This is a genomic window from Azospirillum sp. UENF 312511, from assembly GCF_058780635.1.
This window is the reverse complement of the sequence record NZ_JBSNCG010000002.1, coordinates 590,559-603,362: the sequence shown is the minus strand read 5'-3', so window position 1 is coordinate 603,362 and position 12,804 is coordinate 590,559. Positions and strand designations below refer to the sequence as shown.

General features: G+C 71.3%; 15 protein-coding genes. 8 read left to right on the top strand and 7 right to left on the bottom strand.

The genetic code is table 11. The features are described from left to right. Positions 1-63: 63 nt before the first annotated feature. The 3 genes from ACWPN7_RS11135 to ACWPN7_RS11125 are packed head-to-tail and all read right to left on the bottom strand — an operon-like array spanning position 64 to position 2,682. Positions 64-1,635 (bottom strand): GMC family oxidoreductase, encoded by a 1,572-nt coding sequence (locus ACWPN7_RS11135; RefSeq protein ID WP_492273279.1) that lies wholly within the window; start codon positions 1,633-1,635, stop codon positions 64-66. A gap of 28 nt (positions 1,636-1,663) precedes the next feature. Next, positions 1,664-2,230: a Twin-arginine translocation pathway signal gene (locus ACWPN7_RS11130; RefSeq protein ID WP_247887884.1), complete on the bottom strand. Its 567-nt coding sequence runs from the start codon at positions 2,228-2,230 to the stop codon at positions 1,664-1,666. Positions 2,231-2,286: 56 nt separating this feature from the next. Further along, the gene (locus ACWPN7_RS11125) at positions 2,287-2,682 is read right to left on the bottom strand and encodes a VOC family protein (RefSeq protein ID WP_014200037.1); all 396 of its coding nucleotides are present in this window, start codon (positions 2,680-2,682) and stop codon (positions 2,287-2,289) included. Between the two features lie 192 nt (positions 2,683-2,874). Between ACWPN7_RS11125 and ACWPN7_RS11120 the strand changes: the two genes are divergently transcribed. Together ACWPN7_RS11120 and ACWPN7_RS11115 are read left to right on the top strand one after the other, a co-directional pair. After that, positions 2,875-3,270, top strand: a complete 396-nt coding sequence (locus tag ACWPN7_RS11120; RefSeq protein ID WP_103040831.1) for a hypothetical protein — start codon at positions 2,875-2,877, stop codon at positions 3,268-3,270. 101 nt (positions 3,271-3,371) lie between these two features. Further along, the gene (locus ACWPN7_RS11115) at positions 3,372-4,283 is read left to right on the top strand and encodes an MBL fold metallo-hydrolase (RefSeq protein ID WP_459197944.1); all 912 of its coding nucleotides are present in this window, start codon (positions 3,372-3,374) and stop codon (positions 4,281-4,283) included. 13 nt (positions 4,284-4,296) lie between these two features. On the opposite strand, the gene ACWPN7_RS11110 is transcribed toward ACWPN7_RS11115, so the two are convergent. Beyond that, entirely contained in the window at positions 4,297-4,509 is a 213-nt protein-coding gene (locus ACWPN7_RS11110) for a YjiS-like domain-containing protein (RefSeq protein ID WP_081863495.1), read from the bottom strand. 117 nt (positions 4,510-4,626) lie between these two features. Here ACWPN7_RS11110 and gcvA point away from each other — a divergent pair, with 117 nt between their 5' ends. Continuing rightward, the gene (gene gcvA / locus ACWPN7_RS11105; RefSeq protein WP_103040858.1) at positions 4,627-5,547 is read left to right on the top strand and encodes a transcriptional regulator GcvA; all 921 of its coding nucleotides are present in this window, start codon (positions 4,627-4,629) and stop codon (positions 5,545-5,547) included. Positions 5,548-5,576: 29 nt separating this feature from the next. Further along, positions 5,577-6,119, top strand: coding sequence for an ankyrin repeat domain-containing protein (locus tag ACWPN7_RS11100; RefSeq protein WP_459197945.1), 543 nt, complete (start codon positions 5,577-5,579; stop codon positions 6,117-6,119). Here ACWPN7_RS11100 and ACWPN7_RS11095 read toward each other — a convergent pair. From ACWPN7_RS11095 to ACWPN7_RS11085, 3 genes are read right to left on the bottom strand one after another with little or no spacing between them, the layout of a single operon-like run. Next, a complete protein-coding gene (locus tag ACWPN7_RS11095) occupies positions 6,116-6,583 on the bottom strand; it encodes a periplasmic heavy metal sensor (protein ID WP_040138226.1) in 468 nt (155 codons plus the stop codon). The two genes, ACWPN7_RS11100 and ACWPN7_RS11095, sit on opposite strands and share 4 nt — an antisense overlap. Continuing rightward, on the bottom strand, positions 6,580-7,011 hold the full coding sequence (locus tag ACWPN7_RS11090; RefSeq protein ID WP_051658788.1) for a hypothetical protein: 432 nt from the start codon (positions 7,009-7,011) through the stop codon (positions 6,580-6,582). The genes ACWPN7_RS11095 and ACWPN7_RS11090 overlap by 4 nt, the downstream gene beginning before the upstream one ends. After that, positions 7,008-7,733 (bottom strand): RNA polymerase sigma factor, encoded by a 726-nt coding sequence (locus ACWPN7_RS11085; protein WP_459197946.1) that lies wholly within the window; start codon positions 7,731-7,733, stop codon positions 7,008-7,010. The genes ACWPN7_RS11090 and ACWPN7_RS11085 overlap by 4 nt, the downstream gene beginning before the upstream one ends. Before the next feature lie 109 nt (positions 7,734-7,842). Between ACWPN7_RS11085 and ACWPN7_RS11080 the strand changes: the two genes are divergently transcribed. From ACWPN7_RS11080 to ACWPN7_RS11065, 4 genes are all read left to right on the top strand, one after another. Beyond that, positions 7,843-10,482, top strand: coding sequence for a tetratricopeptide repeat protein (locus ACWPN7_RS11080; RefSeq protein ID WP_459197947.1), 2,640 nt, complete (start codon positions 7,843-7,845; stop codon positions 10,480-10,482). After that, positions 10,479-11,603 (top strand): glycosyltransferase family 9 protein, encoded by a 1,125-nt coding sequence (locus ACWPN7_RS11075; RefSeq protein WP_459197948.1) that lies wholly within the window; start codon positions 10,479-10,481, stop codon positions 11,601-11,603. Before ACWPN7_RS11080 ends, ACWPN7_RS11075 begins: the two co-directional genes overlap by 4 nt. Before the next feature lie 207 nt (positions 11,604-11,810). Continuing rightward, entirely contained in the window at positions 11,811-11,936 is a 126-nt protein-coding gene (locus ACWPN7_RS11070) for a hypothetical protein (protein ID WP_257722163.1), read from the top strand. Positions 11,937-12,072: 136 nt separating this feature from the next. Beyond that, positions 12,073-12,774, top strand: coding sequence for an SDR family oxidoreductase (locus tag ACWPN7_RS11065; RefSeq protein ID WP_459197949.1), 702 nt, complete (start codon positions 12,073-12,075; stop codon positions 12,772-12,774). Positions 12,775-12,804: the final 30 nt, after the last annotated feature.

Sequence of the window (12,804 nt, the reverse complement as noted above, 5' to 3'; positions counted from 1 at the left end):
CCTCCGTCCGGAAGAGAGGGGCTGTAATCCGCGCGGCGTCCCGAATAATGGGACAGTACAGGGTCAGATCGCGTTCTTGGCCATTTGGCCGGCGATGTAGTCTGCTTGCCGCAGCGCCAGCGCGACGATGGTCAGGGTGGGATTTTCGGCCCCGCCGGTGGTGAACTGCGAGCCGTCGGAGACGAACAGGTTCGCCACGTCGTGGGTCTGGCCCCACTTGTTCACCACGCCGTCGCGCGCCTTCTCGCTCATCCGGTTGGTGCCCAGATTGTGGGTGGACGGGTAGGGCGGCGTCGGGAAGCTGCGGGTCGCCCCCACCAACTCATACAGCGCCATGCCCTGCCGGTAGGCGTGCTGGCGCATGGCGACGTCGTTGGGGTGGTCGTCGAAATGGACGTTGGGCACGGGCATCCCGTGCTTGTCCTTCTTGTCGGCGTGCAGGGTGATGCGGTTGCTCTCCTGCGGCATATCTTCGCCGACCAGCCACATGCCGGCCATGTGGTCGTAGCCGTCGAGCGCCGAGGTGAATTCCCGCCCCCAGGCGCCGGGGTCGAGGAAGGCGGCCATGAAGGGCAGACCGAGCGACAGGGTCTCCATCTCGTACCCGCCGACGAAACCGCGGTCGGGCTTGTTCTTCGCCTCGTCGCGGATGATGCCGGCCATGGTGGTGCCGCGGTACATGCGCACCGGCTTCTCGAACACGCCGTAGACCGAGCCGGTCATGTGCCGCATGTAGTTCCGCCCCACTTGGCCGGAGGAGTTCGCGAGACCGTCCGGGAACATTGAGGACGCGGAGTTCAGCAGCAGGCGGGGGCTTTCGATGGAGTTGCCGGCCACCGCGACGATGCGGGCCTTCTGGCGCTGGATCGCCCCGTCCTTGTCGGCGTAGACGACGCCGGTCACCTTGCCCTTGGCGTCATGCTCGATCTTCAGCACCTGGGCATTGGCGCGGACCTCCAGCTTGCCGGTCTCCTCGCCCTTGGGGATCTCGGCGATCAGGGTCGACCATTTCGCCCCGGATTTGCAGCCCTGGAAGCAGAAGCCGATCTGCTGGCAGCCGCCGCGCCCGTCGCGGGGCTCCGAGTTGATGGCCATGTTGCCGGTGTGGCACTCCGTGTAGCCCATCTTGTCGGCGCCGGCCTTCAGGACCTTGAAGTTGTTGTTGCCGGGCAGGCCGGGGATGCCGTTGGTGCGGGTGACGCCCATGCGGTCCTCCGCCTTGGCGTACCAGGGCTCCAGCTCCTCCAGCGTGACCGGCCAGTCCAGCAGGTTGGTGCCGGCGACCTCGCCGTAGGCGGTGCGCGTCTTGAACTCGTGCGGCTGGAAGCGCAGCGCCGCACCCGCCCAGTGCACGGTGGAGCCGCCCACCGCCTTGACGATCCAGGCCGGCAGGCCGGGGAAGTCGCGCGACACCCGCCAGCTTCCCGAGGTGGTGCGCGGGTCGAGCCAGGAGATCTGGGCGAAGCTGGCCCATTCGTCGTTCTGGAAATCCTCCATGTTGTGGCGGCCGCCGGCTTCCAGGATCACCGTCTTGATGCCCTTCAGCGCCAGTTGGGTGCCCAGCGTGCCGCCGCCGGCCCCGGAGCCCACGATCACCACGACGCTGTCGTCGTTCAGGTCGAATTTCGCTGCCATGGCTGAAACATCCTTCCTGAGACGGTGGTCAGAGCCACTCGATGTCGTTGAACCCGCGGTCGATGTAGCCGCCCTTGGCCGCGCTCTCGCCCTCGTAGCCGAAGAGCGGCCAGACCTCCTGGTTGTTGTAGATCCCGGTGACCAGCCCGCCGCGCACCGTCTGGAAGAAGGGATCGGCCTCGATCTCGTGCAGCAGGCGGACCCGGTCGGCCTCCCAGCCGACCTCCGCGTACGGCGCGTCGTGCTTGGCCTTGGCCAGCCGGTCGAGCTTCGCCATGCCGGACTCGTACAGCTCCTTGAGGGCGGCGTCGGCGGCGGCCTTCTCGTCCTGCGCCTTCATGGCGACGGCGTAGAAACGGTCGGCCAGCCGGTCGTGCGGGTAGATGTCCCGCGATACCCGGATCAGCGAGCGCATGGTGTCGGGCGCCAGCGCCTTGGTCTCATACCCCCAGGCCTCGCGCGGGCAGAGGATCGCTCCGCCCGACACCAGGATGGCCGTCGCTGCCGCGGCGGTGGCCGAGGCCGCCAGGAAGGCGCGCCGGTGCATGGTGTGATTGGAGGTGGGTTTTGCTGTTGTGCTCGTCGGAGAACGCATGGCTTCCTCCCAAGACCGATTATGATTTTTGCTTCGAGTGCCGCACGCGCTTGGTGTCAGCGGTAGCGGCCATGGCGTTGGAGGACCTCGATCTTGTAGCCGTCGGGGTCCTGCACGAAGAAGAAGCGGGCCATCAGCGCGCCGTCGCGTGCGAACTCCTTGATCGGGTTGGGGCCGTAGCCGAGCGCGGTGAAGCGCCGGTGTTCCCCGTCCAGATCCTCGACGCAGACGGCCAGATGGCCGTAGCCGTCGCCGTGGGCGTAGGGTTCGCTGCGGCCGTGGTTGATGGTCAGCTCGATCTCGAAGTCGTTTTCGGCGTTGCGCAGATAGACCAGGGTGAAGCCGTCGAAGGCGTAGCGGTCGGCGCATTCCAGGCCGAACGCGCGGGCGTAGAAATCCCGCGACCGTTCCTCGTCGAGGACCCGGATCATCATGTGGATGGCCTTGGCCATGGGGGCTGGCTCCGTTCCGGTTGGTGGCTCCAGCATGAATGTTAGGTGAGCGGATTGTTGTGGTGGCAGTAAGTATCTACTACAGGCCCGATGCGAAGGAGGTAGCCCGGTCGGCGGTCGCTCATCCCTGCTTTCGGGACGGCGTTCCGGCCGCAATGGCGTATCCTCATGGCCTGGAAAAAGGAGCTTCCTATGCGACACAGGATGGGCCGTCCCCTCGCCGCGGCGGGCCTCGCCACGCTAGTGCTTATGGCCGCACCGGTGGCCCAGGCCGCGTCGCCAACATCAGAGGGGCGGGCGGAATGGCGCGGCTGGCTGTCCGACAGTGCGGGCGGGCTGCGCGACGGGGCGGAGCGCGCGATCATCCTCGGGGGCGCCCTGCTGTACCAGAACCGTCACACGGTGGCGGGGCTGACGCTCGGCTGTCTGGCCGGCGGGGCGGTGGGGGCGACGGGCGCCGTCGCGGCGGGTGCGGCGACCGGCGGGGCCGCCCTGCCGGCGACCGGACCGGCCGTGGCGCTGGGCTGTGCCCTGGGCGCCGCGGCCGGTGGCGCGATGGGCCGCCCGCTCGATCAGCCAATGGAGTAGCCGCCACCACCCTGCGTGGGGAACCATCGTCGGCACCTTCAGTTTGCCTACGAATGGTGAGTGGTGCCGACCCTCACCCATCGCAGCACGGAGGACGGCGCATGGCGCGGCAGATCCCTCTCGATTCCGCGGGGCGTGCCGACGATCCGGAGCGGGACCGGGCGCGCGACGACGGCATGCACGAGATCGCCCCCGATCTGGCCTACCGGCGGCTCGCCATCGTCAACGTCGTCTTCGTCGGCGCGCCGGGGGGCGGCGACCGGCCCAGTGACAGGCAGTGGGTGCTGATCGACGCCGGTATCATGGGCATGGCGGGCCTCATCGCCAGGGCGGCGGAGGAGCGGTTCGGGCCAGACTCGCGACCCGCGGCCATCGTGATGACCCACGGGCATTTCGACCATGTCGGCGCCCTTGAGGAGTTGGCCGAGCGCTGGGACGCGCCGGTCTACGCGCACGCCTTGGAGCATCCCTATCTCGACGGCAGCGCGTCCTATCCGCCGCCCGATCCATCGGTCGGCGGCGGCCTGATGTCCCTGATGGCGCCGCTCTATCCCCGCGGGCCGGTGAATGTGGGCGGCCGGCTGCGCCGCCTTCCGGAGGACGGCAGCGTGCCGGGCATGCCGGGGTGGCGCTGGCTGGCGACACCGGGGCACAGCCCCGGACACGTCTCCTTCTGGCGCGCGGCGGACCGCAGCCTCATCGCGGGCGACGCCTTCATCACGACGCGCCAGGAATCCGCCTACGCCGTGGCCGTCCAGGACCCGGAGATGCACGGACCACCCATGTACTACACGACGGATTGGCAGAAGGCGCGGGACTCGGTGGTTCTACTGGCGGGGTTGGAGCCCGAACTTGTTGTCACCGGCCACGGTCCCGCCATGCGTGGCAGCGGCATGCGGGCGGCGCTCCATGAGCTTGCCCGCGATTTCGACCGGATCGCCGTGCCGGACCACGGGACCTACGTTGATGCGCCCGCCCGCGCCGAGGACGGCAGCGCCTACCAACCGCCCTGAACAGCCGGTCCGCTCACCCTTTCCAGAAGGGCTTGTCCATCTCCTCGCGCGCCGCCGCCTCGTCGAAGCCGAGGTCGGCCCAGAGATGCGCGTCCATGCGGGCCAGGGCGCGGCGCAGCGCCCGCCGCTCCCGCCAGCCGGTCAGGCGGGCGAGCCAGGAGCCGGCGGCGGGGCTAGAGGTCGTTCCGCTGTGCCGCTTGTCGTGCGTTCCGCTCATGCTCGTCATGCGGCCCTCCCGCCGGTCGGTCATTCCTCAAAGCCGGAAAATCGCGCGTCGGTGCGTGGACGACAAACCATGCTTTCTCATAAGATGGATGAGCGAAAGTCATCCATGGAGCATCCGATGCGGCGTGCCCTGCCGCCCCTTCACGCCCTGCGCGCCTTCGAGGCGGCGGCCCGCCACGAGAGCTTCTCCAAGGCGGCGGACGAGCTGTGCGTGACGCAGGGCGCGGTCAGCCGGCAGATCATGGGGCTGGAGGAGTGGCTGGGCGTGCCGCTGTTCCGGCGGCTGACCCGCCGGGTCGAACTGACCGACGATGGGCGCGCCCTGCTGCCGGTGCTGTCGGAGTCCTTCGACCGCATCGCCGGGACGGCGGCGCGGCTGGCGGCGCGGGGGCGGGATTTGCGGATCAAGGTGGCCTTCTCCTTCGGCATCCGCTGGCTGATGCCGCGGCTGGTCCGCTTCCAGGCGCTCCACCCCGACGTGCAGGTGCGGGTGACCGTGGCCTGGAGCAGCGGGCTGGAGTTCGACCCGCAGGAATTCGACGCCGCCATCCCCTATTGCCGGGAGGTGCCGTCGGGCTTCTCCGCCGTGGAGGTGCTGCCGGAGCGCCTGACCGTCGTCTGCCCGCCGGCCCTGGCGGAGCGGGTGCGGGTGCCGATGGACCTTGGCGCCATCCCGCTGCTGCACGGCTGTTCGGAGGGGCAGGATTGGCGGGCCTGGCTGGCCGCGGCGGGGCTGCCCTTCTTCGAGGCGCTGCGGCAGGGCGCGGTGTTCGACGCCATGGACCCGGCGATGCAGGCCGCCGCGGCCGGGATGGGCGCCACCGTCGCCGACCGCATGCTGTGCGCCGAGGACGTGGCGGCGGGGCGGCTCGTCCTGCCCTTCCCGGAGATCGAGGCGTCGTCCGGCAGCTACTGGTTCGTCTGCCCGGAAGGGATGCAGGACCGCCCGGCCGTCGCCGCCTTCCGCGGCTGGCTGCAGGAGGAGGCGCGCGGCGAGACGGCGCAACAAAGCGCTGCGGCGGTTGTTTCCCCGGTTTGAGCCGAAATCCTGACCGGGGGAGCGCCGCCATGGGAGCGCAGGGGGAGCCGCAACGGGAGCCGCGCAGGGAACTCGACGAGGACACCATCGCCTTCGCCGGCAAGCTGTTCCATTGGGCGCGGTCCGGCGGCACCGCCGAACTGACGGAGCTGCTGGAGATGGGCCTGCCGCCCAACCTGCGCAACGACAAGGGCGACAGCCTGCTGATGCTGGCCAGTTATCACGGCCATGCCGAACTGGCCCGCAACCTGCTGCGTCACGGCGCCGATCCGGAACTGGCGAACGACCGCGGGCAGACGCCGCTGGCCGCCGCCGCCTTCAAGGGGGATGAGGCTGTGCTGCGGGTTTTGCTGGAGGAGGGCGCCGCCGTGGACGGCTGCGGGCCGGACGGGCGGACGGCGCTGATGACCGCCGCCATGTTCGACCGCGTCGCGATGGTGGAGTTCCTGCTGGCCCGCGGCGCCGATCCCGAAGCGCGGGATGCCCGCGGCCTGACCGCCCGCGAGGCGGCCCTCGCCATGGGCGCCGCCAACGCCGCCGCCCGGCTGGCGCCGGGCGGACAGACCGTTTAACGGGGCGGGCCCATTTCCATCAGCTTGCGGCGCCCCTCGGGCGACAATTGGCCGAGCACCTCGATCACGCGGCTGTCCATTCGGCCACGCAGTTCGGCCTCCGTCGCGTGGGCCTGTTCGAAGGCGCGCCGCAGCCCTTCCGGATCGAAGGTGGGGGCTTTCATGCTCTCGCGAATCTGGTGGCGCAAGGCCTCCATGTTCTGATGCATGCGTTCGATCGATGTGCGTTCCGCCTCGTACCCGCGCCGCAGGATCGCCGCGTCGGCGGGGGACAGCGAGCGCTCGGCCCGTTCGACGAAGCGCGCGATTCCCTGGCCGGGATCGGGCGGCGGCGGTGGGGGCATGAGGTGCAGCGCCTGCGCGGCCAGGATGCCGCCCAGGAGCATGTTCACGGCGAGCGAGCCGACCAGAAGGTACCAGGGCCAACGGCGCGGGGCGGCGGGACCGCTGACGGGACGGCTCATCGGATCGCCCCCAGATAGCTGCTGTTCACCACCACCTCCGCGTAACCGTTCGCCTGGGCACTCTGCACCGGCAAGACCCCCTGGGCGGCGGCAAGGAAACCCGCCATCCCCATCACCGCGAGGAATCCGGCGGTCGGCCAGAAGCGCATGGGCGGCGCCGACAGGGTCCAGGGGGCGGGGACACGCTCCACCGGCGGCGCGTCCAGCCGCGCGGCGATGCCGTCCATCACCCGGTGCACGCTGTCCTCGTCCACCGCTGGGGCGGCGCGGTCGAGCAGGGCGTCCAGCGCCGTGGCGTCGGCCAGGATGGCCCGCGCCTCGGCGGAATTTTCGAGAAGGGTCAGGGCATCGACGCCGTCCGTCGCGGGCCAGCGGTCGATGTCGCCGCCGTAGAGGTCGGCGAAGCGCTTGAACTCTTTGAGTGTCATTTCTCGTCGCCGTCCTTCTGACGGATCAGGGAGTTGAGACGGGTGCGGACCATACGCCGCGCCCGGACCAGCAGGCTTTCCATGGCCGAGACCGAAACGTGCAGAACCTCCGATGCTTCCGCGCAGTTCATCTCCTGGTAGTAGCACAGGCTGAGCGCCGCCCGCTGCCGATCCGGCAAGGCGGCGATCGCCGCGTCGACCGCGGCACCGAGCTGGCGTTCCGCCAGCAGCCCGTCGGCGCCGATGGCCGGGTCGGCCACCTCCACCGCGTCGTCGAGCGGCTGGAAACTCCTGCGGCGGCGGTAGTCGATCGAGCGGTTGACGACGATGCGGTAAAGCCACGTGGAGAAGCGGGTCCCGTCGCCGCGCCAGCGGTCGGCGTGCGTCCAGATCTGCAGGAAGGCGTCCTGCACGACCTCCTCCGCGTCGCTCGCGTTGCCGACCACCCGGTGGGCGAGCGCGAGGCTCCGGCGCAGGTGACGGCGGGTCAGCCGGTCGAAGGCCGCCCGGTTCCCCGTGGCCGTTTCGGCCATCAGCGATTCGTCGTCATCCTCGTCGATCACCGCCACGCGGCCATCCTCTGCTCCTTCCCGGGTCCTGGCCTGAATCCGGGGCCGTCCGGCCGGCTCCAGGAACCCTGTTGGTGGTGATACGCGGGCGCTTGGGACCTCCTGCGCGGTCGGGAGCGAAAATTTGCGGCCGGTCGATCCCGGCGGCGTCAAGGCATTCGTACCCGCGGCCGCGTGGGCGCGCTACACTGCGCGTCCTGAAGCACTGTCCCCCAATCCCGTCCCCCTAAATCCCGTCAGTGGGCCAAACACACGGACCGTCATGAGCGCCAGCCGCGATTCATCCCCCGCCACGCTCCAGGAGACGCTGGCGCAGGCCGTCGTCCATCACCAGAACGGACGGCTGGCGGAGGCGCGGCCCCTCTACGAGCGGGTGCTGCGCCAGATGCCGGACCAGAGCGACGCGCTGCATCTGCTGGGCCTGCTGACGGCGCAGACCGGCGATCCGGAGTCGGGGATTGCGCTGATCCGCAAGGCGGTGGCGCAGGATGGCGCCCAGCCGGTCTTCCGCCTCAACCTGGGCCGCGTGCTGGAGGCGGTGGGGCGCTGGGCGGATGCCGCGGATGCTTATGGCCACGCCGCCCGCCTCGCTCCGCTGATTCCCGACCATCACCGGCTGGAGGCCGCCGCCCACGCCAAGCTGGGCCGGGGGGAGGGCGCGGCGCGGGCCTTCCGTCGTCTGCTGGCGGTGGCGCCGGAGGATGGGGAGGCCGTGAACGCGCTGGCCGACGCGCTGTACGATCTGGGGCGGCCCGGCCCGGCGGCGGACTGGTACGGGCGGGCGTCGGCGCTCGCACCCGGAGACGTGCTGCCCGCCTACAACCAGGGGGCGGCGCTGCGCGACGCCGGGCGCCCGCGCGACGCGCTCGCCGCCTTCCGCCGCGCCGCCGTCCTGGCGCCGCTGCTGGTCCAGGCGCAGGAGCAGGTGACCGGCCTGTGCCACGCGCTGGGCGATAGGGCGGGCGTGGCGGAGGCGGGGCGGCGGCTGATGGCGCTGGAGCCGGGCCACGGCGAGGGTGCGAAGATCCTGGGCGCGGCGCTGGCCGCGGCGGAGCCCTGGCGCGAGGGGGCGGCGTGGCTGGAGCGGGCGGCGGTGCTGGCCCCGGCGCCCGACGCCCTGCTGGTGCTGGGCAATCTGTGGCAGGAGCGGGGGTATCCCGCGGCGTCGCCGCGTTGCTATCGGCGCGCCCTGGCGCTGGTCCCGGACTCCGCGACCGCGCTGACCGGGCTTGGCATGGCGCTGTCGGCCTTGGGTCAGGTGGGCGGGGCTGCGACCGCTGCCGTCCGCGCCGTCCGCGCCGACCCGGAGGAGGCGGGCCACGCCCTCAACGCCGGGGCCGTCCAGCACCGGGCCAAGCGCCCCGAGGAAGCGCGGGCGTGGTTCCGCCGTGCGGTGGCCCTGCAGCCCGACGGGGCAGCCGGCTGGACCAACCTCGGCACCCACGCCATCGACGCGGGCGCCTTCGACGACGCGCTGACCCTGCTGCGGCGGGCGCTGGCCCTGCGCACGGCGGAGCGGGAGGCGCTGGCCAGCTCCAACCTGGGCGTCGCGCTGATGGCGCTGGGCCGCCACGGCGAGGCGGTGGCCGCCCTGCGCGCCGCGCTGGATCGCGCGCCGCAGGACGCGGAGGTGCGCTCCAACCTGCTGTTCTGCCTGTGCTTCGCCGAGGAGGCCGACCTTAGCGCGGTGTTCGACGAGCACCGGCGGTTCGAGCGCGCCGTGATGCCGCTGCCGCCCGCCGTTCCGCGCTTCGACGCGGTGAATCGCGACCCGGAGCGCCGCCTGCGCGTCGGTTACCTGTCGCCGGATTTCCAGCGCTACCCGGGGCCGGGCTATCACTTCCTGCTGCCGCTGATCGAACGCCACGAGCGGTCGGCGGTGGAGGTGACCTGCTATTACGCCGACCTGCCGAAGGACGCCGCGACCGCCCGCTTCGCGGCGCTCGCCGACCGCTGGCGCGATGTCGCGGCCCTGCCGGACGGCGACTTGGAGCGCCTGATCCGGGCGGACGGCATCGACGTGCTGGTGGACTGCGGCGGGCACATGTCGCGCAACCGCATGCCGCTGTTCATCCGCCGCCCGGCGCCGCTCCAGGTCAGCCTGCCACTCTACCCGAACACGACGGGGCTGACGGCGATGGACTACCAGTTCTCCGACCACCGCTTCGCCGCGGCGAGCGCGGACGCCCTGCACACCGAGACGCTGATCCGCCTGCCGGGGAGCGTGCTGTGCTACCGCCCCGCGGAGTCCGCCGCGACACCGCCCGACCGCCCGCCGGTGGAGACGACGGGGGTGTTCACCTTCGGCTCCTTCAACAACCTGACGAAGCTGAACGCTTCGACGCTGGCGCTGTGGGGGCGGGTGCTGGCGGCGGTGCCGGAGGCGCGGCTGATGCTGAAATGGCGCGGGCTGTCCGGCGGTGGGGTGGCGCGGCGGGTGTTGGACGCCTTCGCCGCCCATGGGGTGGCGGAATCGCGGCTGCTGCTGCGCGGCACCGCCCCCGACCCCTACGAGGATTATCGGCTGCTCGATTGCGCGCTGGACCCCGTCTTCGCCAACGGCGGCACGACGACCTGCGACGCGCTGTGGATGGGGGTTCCCGTGCTGTCCATTGCGGGGGAGGCGATGATCTCCCGCTGGGGCGCCACGATGCTCGGCAGCGTCGGGCTGGGCGGGCTGGTGGTGGAGCGTGAGGACGACTACGTGGCGCTCGCCGTCCGGCTGGCCACGGACCGCGCCTTCCTGGAGGCGCAGCGCGCGGGCCTGCGCGAGCGCATGGCGCGCTCCCCCCTGATGGACGAGGCGGGGTACGTCCGGGCGGTCGAGGCCGGCTACCGTCTGGCGTGGCGGCGCTGGTGCGCCGGCCTGCCGCCCGCCCGCATCGACATGAGCGCGGCATGACGGACGCCGTCTTCGACCTTTCGTCCGCCCGGCGCATCCTGGTGGTGAAGCTGGACGAGGCGGGCGACTTCGTGCTCGCCACACCCTTCCTGCGCGGTCTGCGGGCCTCGGCGCCGCGGGCGCGCATCGTGCTGGCGGTGCGCCCCGCCGTGGCCGACCTTGCCGAGACCTGCCCGCATGTCGACGCGGTGGTGGCGCCGCATCCGAAGCCGGGGGGCGGCATCGATCTGCGCGGCGTCACGCCGGGCGGTGCCGCGGCCTTCGCGGAGGCGTTCCGCGCCGGCTTCGACCTGACGCTGGTCCCCCGCTACGATTTCGACCGCCACGGTGCCACGGCGCTCGCCGCGAACAGCCGCGCCCGTGCCGTTGTCGGATTCTCCGAGACGGTCACGCCGTGGAAGGCGTCGGGCAACGCCGGCTTCGACCGCGCCTACACCCACCGGCTGACGCCCCCGCCGGGACGCCACGAGGTGGAGCAGAACCTCGCTTTGCTGCGCTTCGCCGGCGGTGAACCGGACGGCGACGGGGTGGAACTGCGCCCGACCGCGGAGGACCGGGCGGAGGCCGCCCGCCTGCTGGCCGATGCGGCGGGGGAGCGGATCGTCGCCGTGGCGCCGGGGGCGGCCGCCGCGCGTCGCGAATACCCGCCGGAGCGGCTGGCGGCGGTGGTCGCCGTGGTGGCGATCGCGCTCGGCGCGCGGGTGGCGGTTCTCGGCACGGAGCTGGAGCGGGCGGCGGCGGAGCGGATCGCCGGGGCCCTGCCGGGGCGGGTGACCAACTTGACCGGGCGGACCGGCCTGCGGCTGGCGGCGGCGGTGATCGAGCGGACGGCGGGGCTGATCGCCATGGATTCCGGTCCGGCCCATCTCGGGGCCGCCGTGGGCGTGCCGGTCGCCGTCTTCTCCTGCCATCCGGAGGGCGGGGACCCCAACCACTTCCACGCGCCGGAGCGCTTCCGCCCCTGGTGCGCGCGGGCGCTGGTGCTGCGGCCCACGGCGGCGCTTGCGCCCTGTCCGCCGGACAGCTGCACGGCGGCCGAGGCGCATTGCATCGCCTCGATCCCGCCGGAGTTGGCGGCGGCGCAAATCCTCGCTTTGTTCGGCGACGGGGTGTCGTCCTGAACCTCCCATCCGTCGGTTCCTGTGGCCGATGGGCAACCTTTGACGGCGCCGCCCCGGCAAAGCCCTTTCGGAGTGCCGCTTTCCGGCCTGTGGCAGCGCTGCATCACCCCCCGATATTTCGCGATACGGAAGCCACGCCCCTGGCACGAACGCCCTCGGAAACCGTATCTTATATGCATTGCAACATCAGCCGGTCCGTGAGGGATCATGAAGTCGTTCTTGTCCTCGCTTCAGCGGGATTGGGCGTCCTGGAGCCCGGTCGAGCGTTTCGTCGCCGTCGGCTTCGTCACGGCGGCTCCGGTCGCGTCGCTGGCTTTCCTCCTCACCCTCTGACCGGCCTTATTCCGGCGCCGTCCTTGTCGGCGTCCGAAGGCGCGCACGCTTCCCTTGGCCCCGTCCTGCATCCGGTGCGATACAGGAGGAGAGAAGGAACGGACGAACCGTTCCGGCAGGAGAGGGATGACGAATCATGGGCGATAAGGTTGCCATCATCACCGCGGGCGGCAGCGGCATGGGCGCCGCGGCGGCGCGGCGCCTCGCAGCGGACGGATTCAAGATCGCGGTGCTGTCCTCCTCCGGCAAGGGCGAGGCTCTGGCCGAGGAGCTGGGCGGGATCGGCGTGACCGGCTCGAACCAGTCCGCCGAGGATCTGGAGCGTCTGGTGAGCCGGACGATGGAGCGCTGGGGGCGCATCGACGCGCTGGTGAACAGCGCCGGCCACGGCCCGCGAAAAGGCCTGCTGGAGCTGACCGACGAGGACTGGCACAAGGGGATCGAGGTCTATTTCCTGAACGTCGTCCGGGCGGTCCGGCTGGTGACCCCGGTCATGGTCGCGCAGAAGGGCGGGACGATCATCAACATCTCGACCGCTTGGGCCTTCGAGCCGAGCCCGATGTTCCCGACCTCCGCCGTCGCGCGGGCCGGGCTGGCCTCCTTCACCAAGCTGTTCGCCGACCAGTACGCCGCCGACAATGTGCGGATGAACAACGTGCTGCCCGGCTGGATCGACAGCCTGCCGGCGACGGAGGAGCGGCGCCAGGGCGTGCCGATGGCCCGCTACGGCAAGAGCGAGGAGATTGCGGCGACCGTCGCCTTCCTCGCCTCCGACGGGGCCGGCTACATCACCGGGCAGAACATCCGGGTGGACGGCGGCCTCATGCGGTCGGTCTGAAGGTCCTTATAAAAAATCGGTGCGGGTGGC

Bases quoted from the DNA above. Each gene is read 5' to 3' on its own strand.
- ACWPN7_RS11090 (WP_051658788.1), bottom strand. From the start codon at position 7,011: ATGACACTCAAAGAGTTCAAGCGCTTCGCCGACCTCTACGGCGGCGAC.
- ACWPN7_RS11120 (WP_103040831.1), top strand. From the start codon at position 2,875: ATGCGACACAGGATGGGCCGTCCCCTCGCCGCGGCGGGCCTCGCCACG.
- ACWPN7_RS11100 (WP_459197945.1), top strand. From the start codon at position 5,577: ATGGGAGCGCAGGGGGAGCCGCAACGGGAGCCGCGCAGGGAACTCGAC.
- ACWPN7_RS11070 (WP_257722163.1), top strand. From the start codon at position 11,811: ATGAAGTCGTTCTTGTCCTCGCTTCAGCGGGATTGGGCGTCCTGGAGC.
- ACWPN7_RS11075 (WP_459197948.1), top strand. From the start codon at position 10,479: ATGACGGACGCCGTCTTCGACCTTTCGTCCGCCCGGCGCATCCTGGTG.
- ACWPN7_RS11135 (WP_492273279.1), bottom strand. From the start codon at position 1,635: ATGGCAGCGAAATTCGACCTGAACGACGACAGCGTCGTGGTGATCGTG.
- gcvA (WP_103040858.1), top strand. From the start codon at position 4,627: ATGCGGCGTGCCCTGCCGCCCCTTCACGCCCTGCGCGCCTTCGAGGCG.
- ACWPN7_RS11065 (WP_459197949.1), top strand. From the start codon at position 12,073: ATGGGCGATAAGGTTGCCATCATCACCGCGGGCGGCAGCGGCATGGGC.
- ACWPN7_RS11125 (WP_014200037.1), bottom strand. From the start codon at position 2,682: ATGGCCAAGGCCATCCACATGATGATCCGGGTCCTCGACGAGGAACGG.
- ACWPN7_RS11110 (WP_081863495.1), bottom strand. From the start codon at position 4,509: ATGACGAGCATGAGCGGAACGCACGACAAGCGGCACAGCGGAACGACC.
- ACWPN7_RS11130 (WP_247887884.1), bottom strand. From the start codon at position 2,230: ATGCGTTCTCCGACGAGCACAACAGCAAAACCCACCTCCAATCACACC.
- ACWPN7_RS11115 (WP_459197944.1), top strand. From the start codon at position 3,372: ATGGCGCGGCAGATCCCTCTCGATTCCGCGGGGCGTGCCGACGATCCG.
- ACWPN7_RS11095 (WP_040138226.1), bottom strand. From the start codon at position 6,583: ATGAGCCGTCCCGTCAGCGGTCCCGCCGCCCCGCGCCGTTGGCCCTGG.
- ACWPN7_RS11080 (WP_459197947.1), top strand. From the start codon at position 7,843: ATGAGCGCCAGCCGCGATTCATCCCCCGCCACGCTCCAGGAGACGCTG.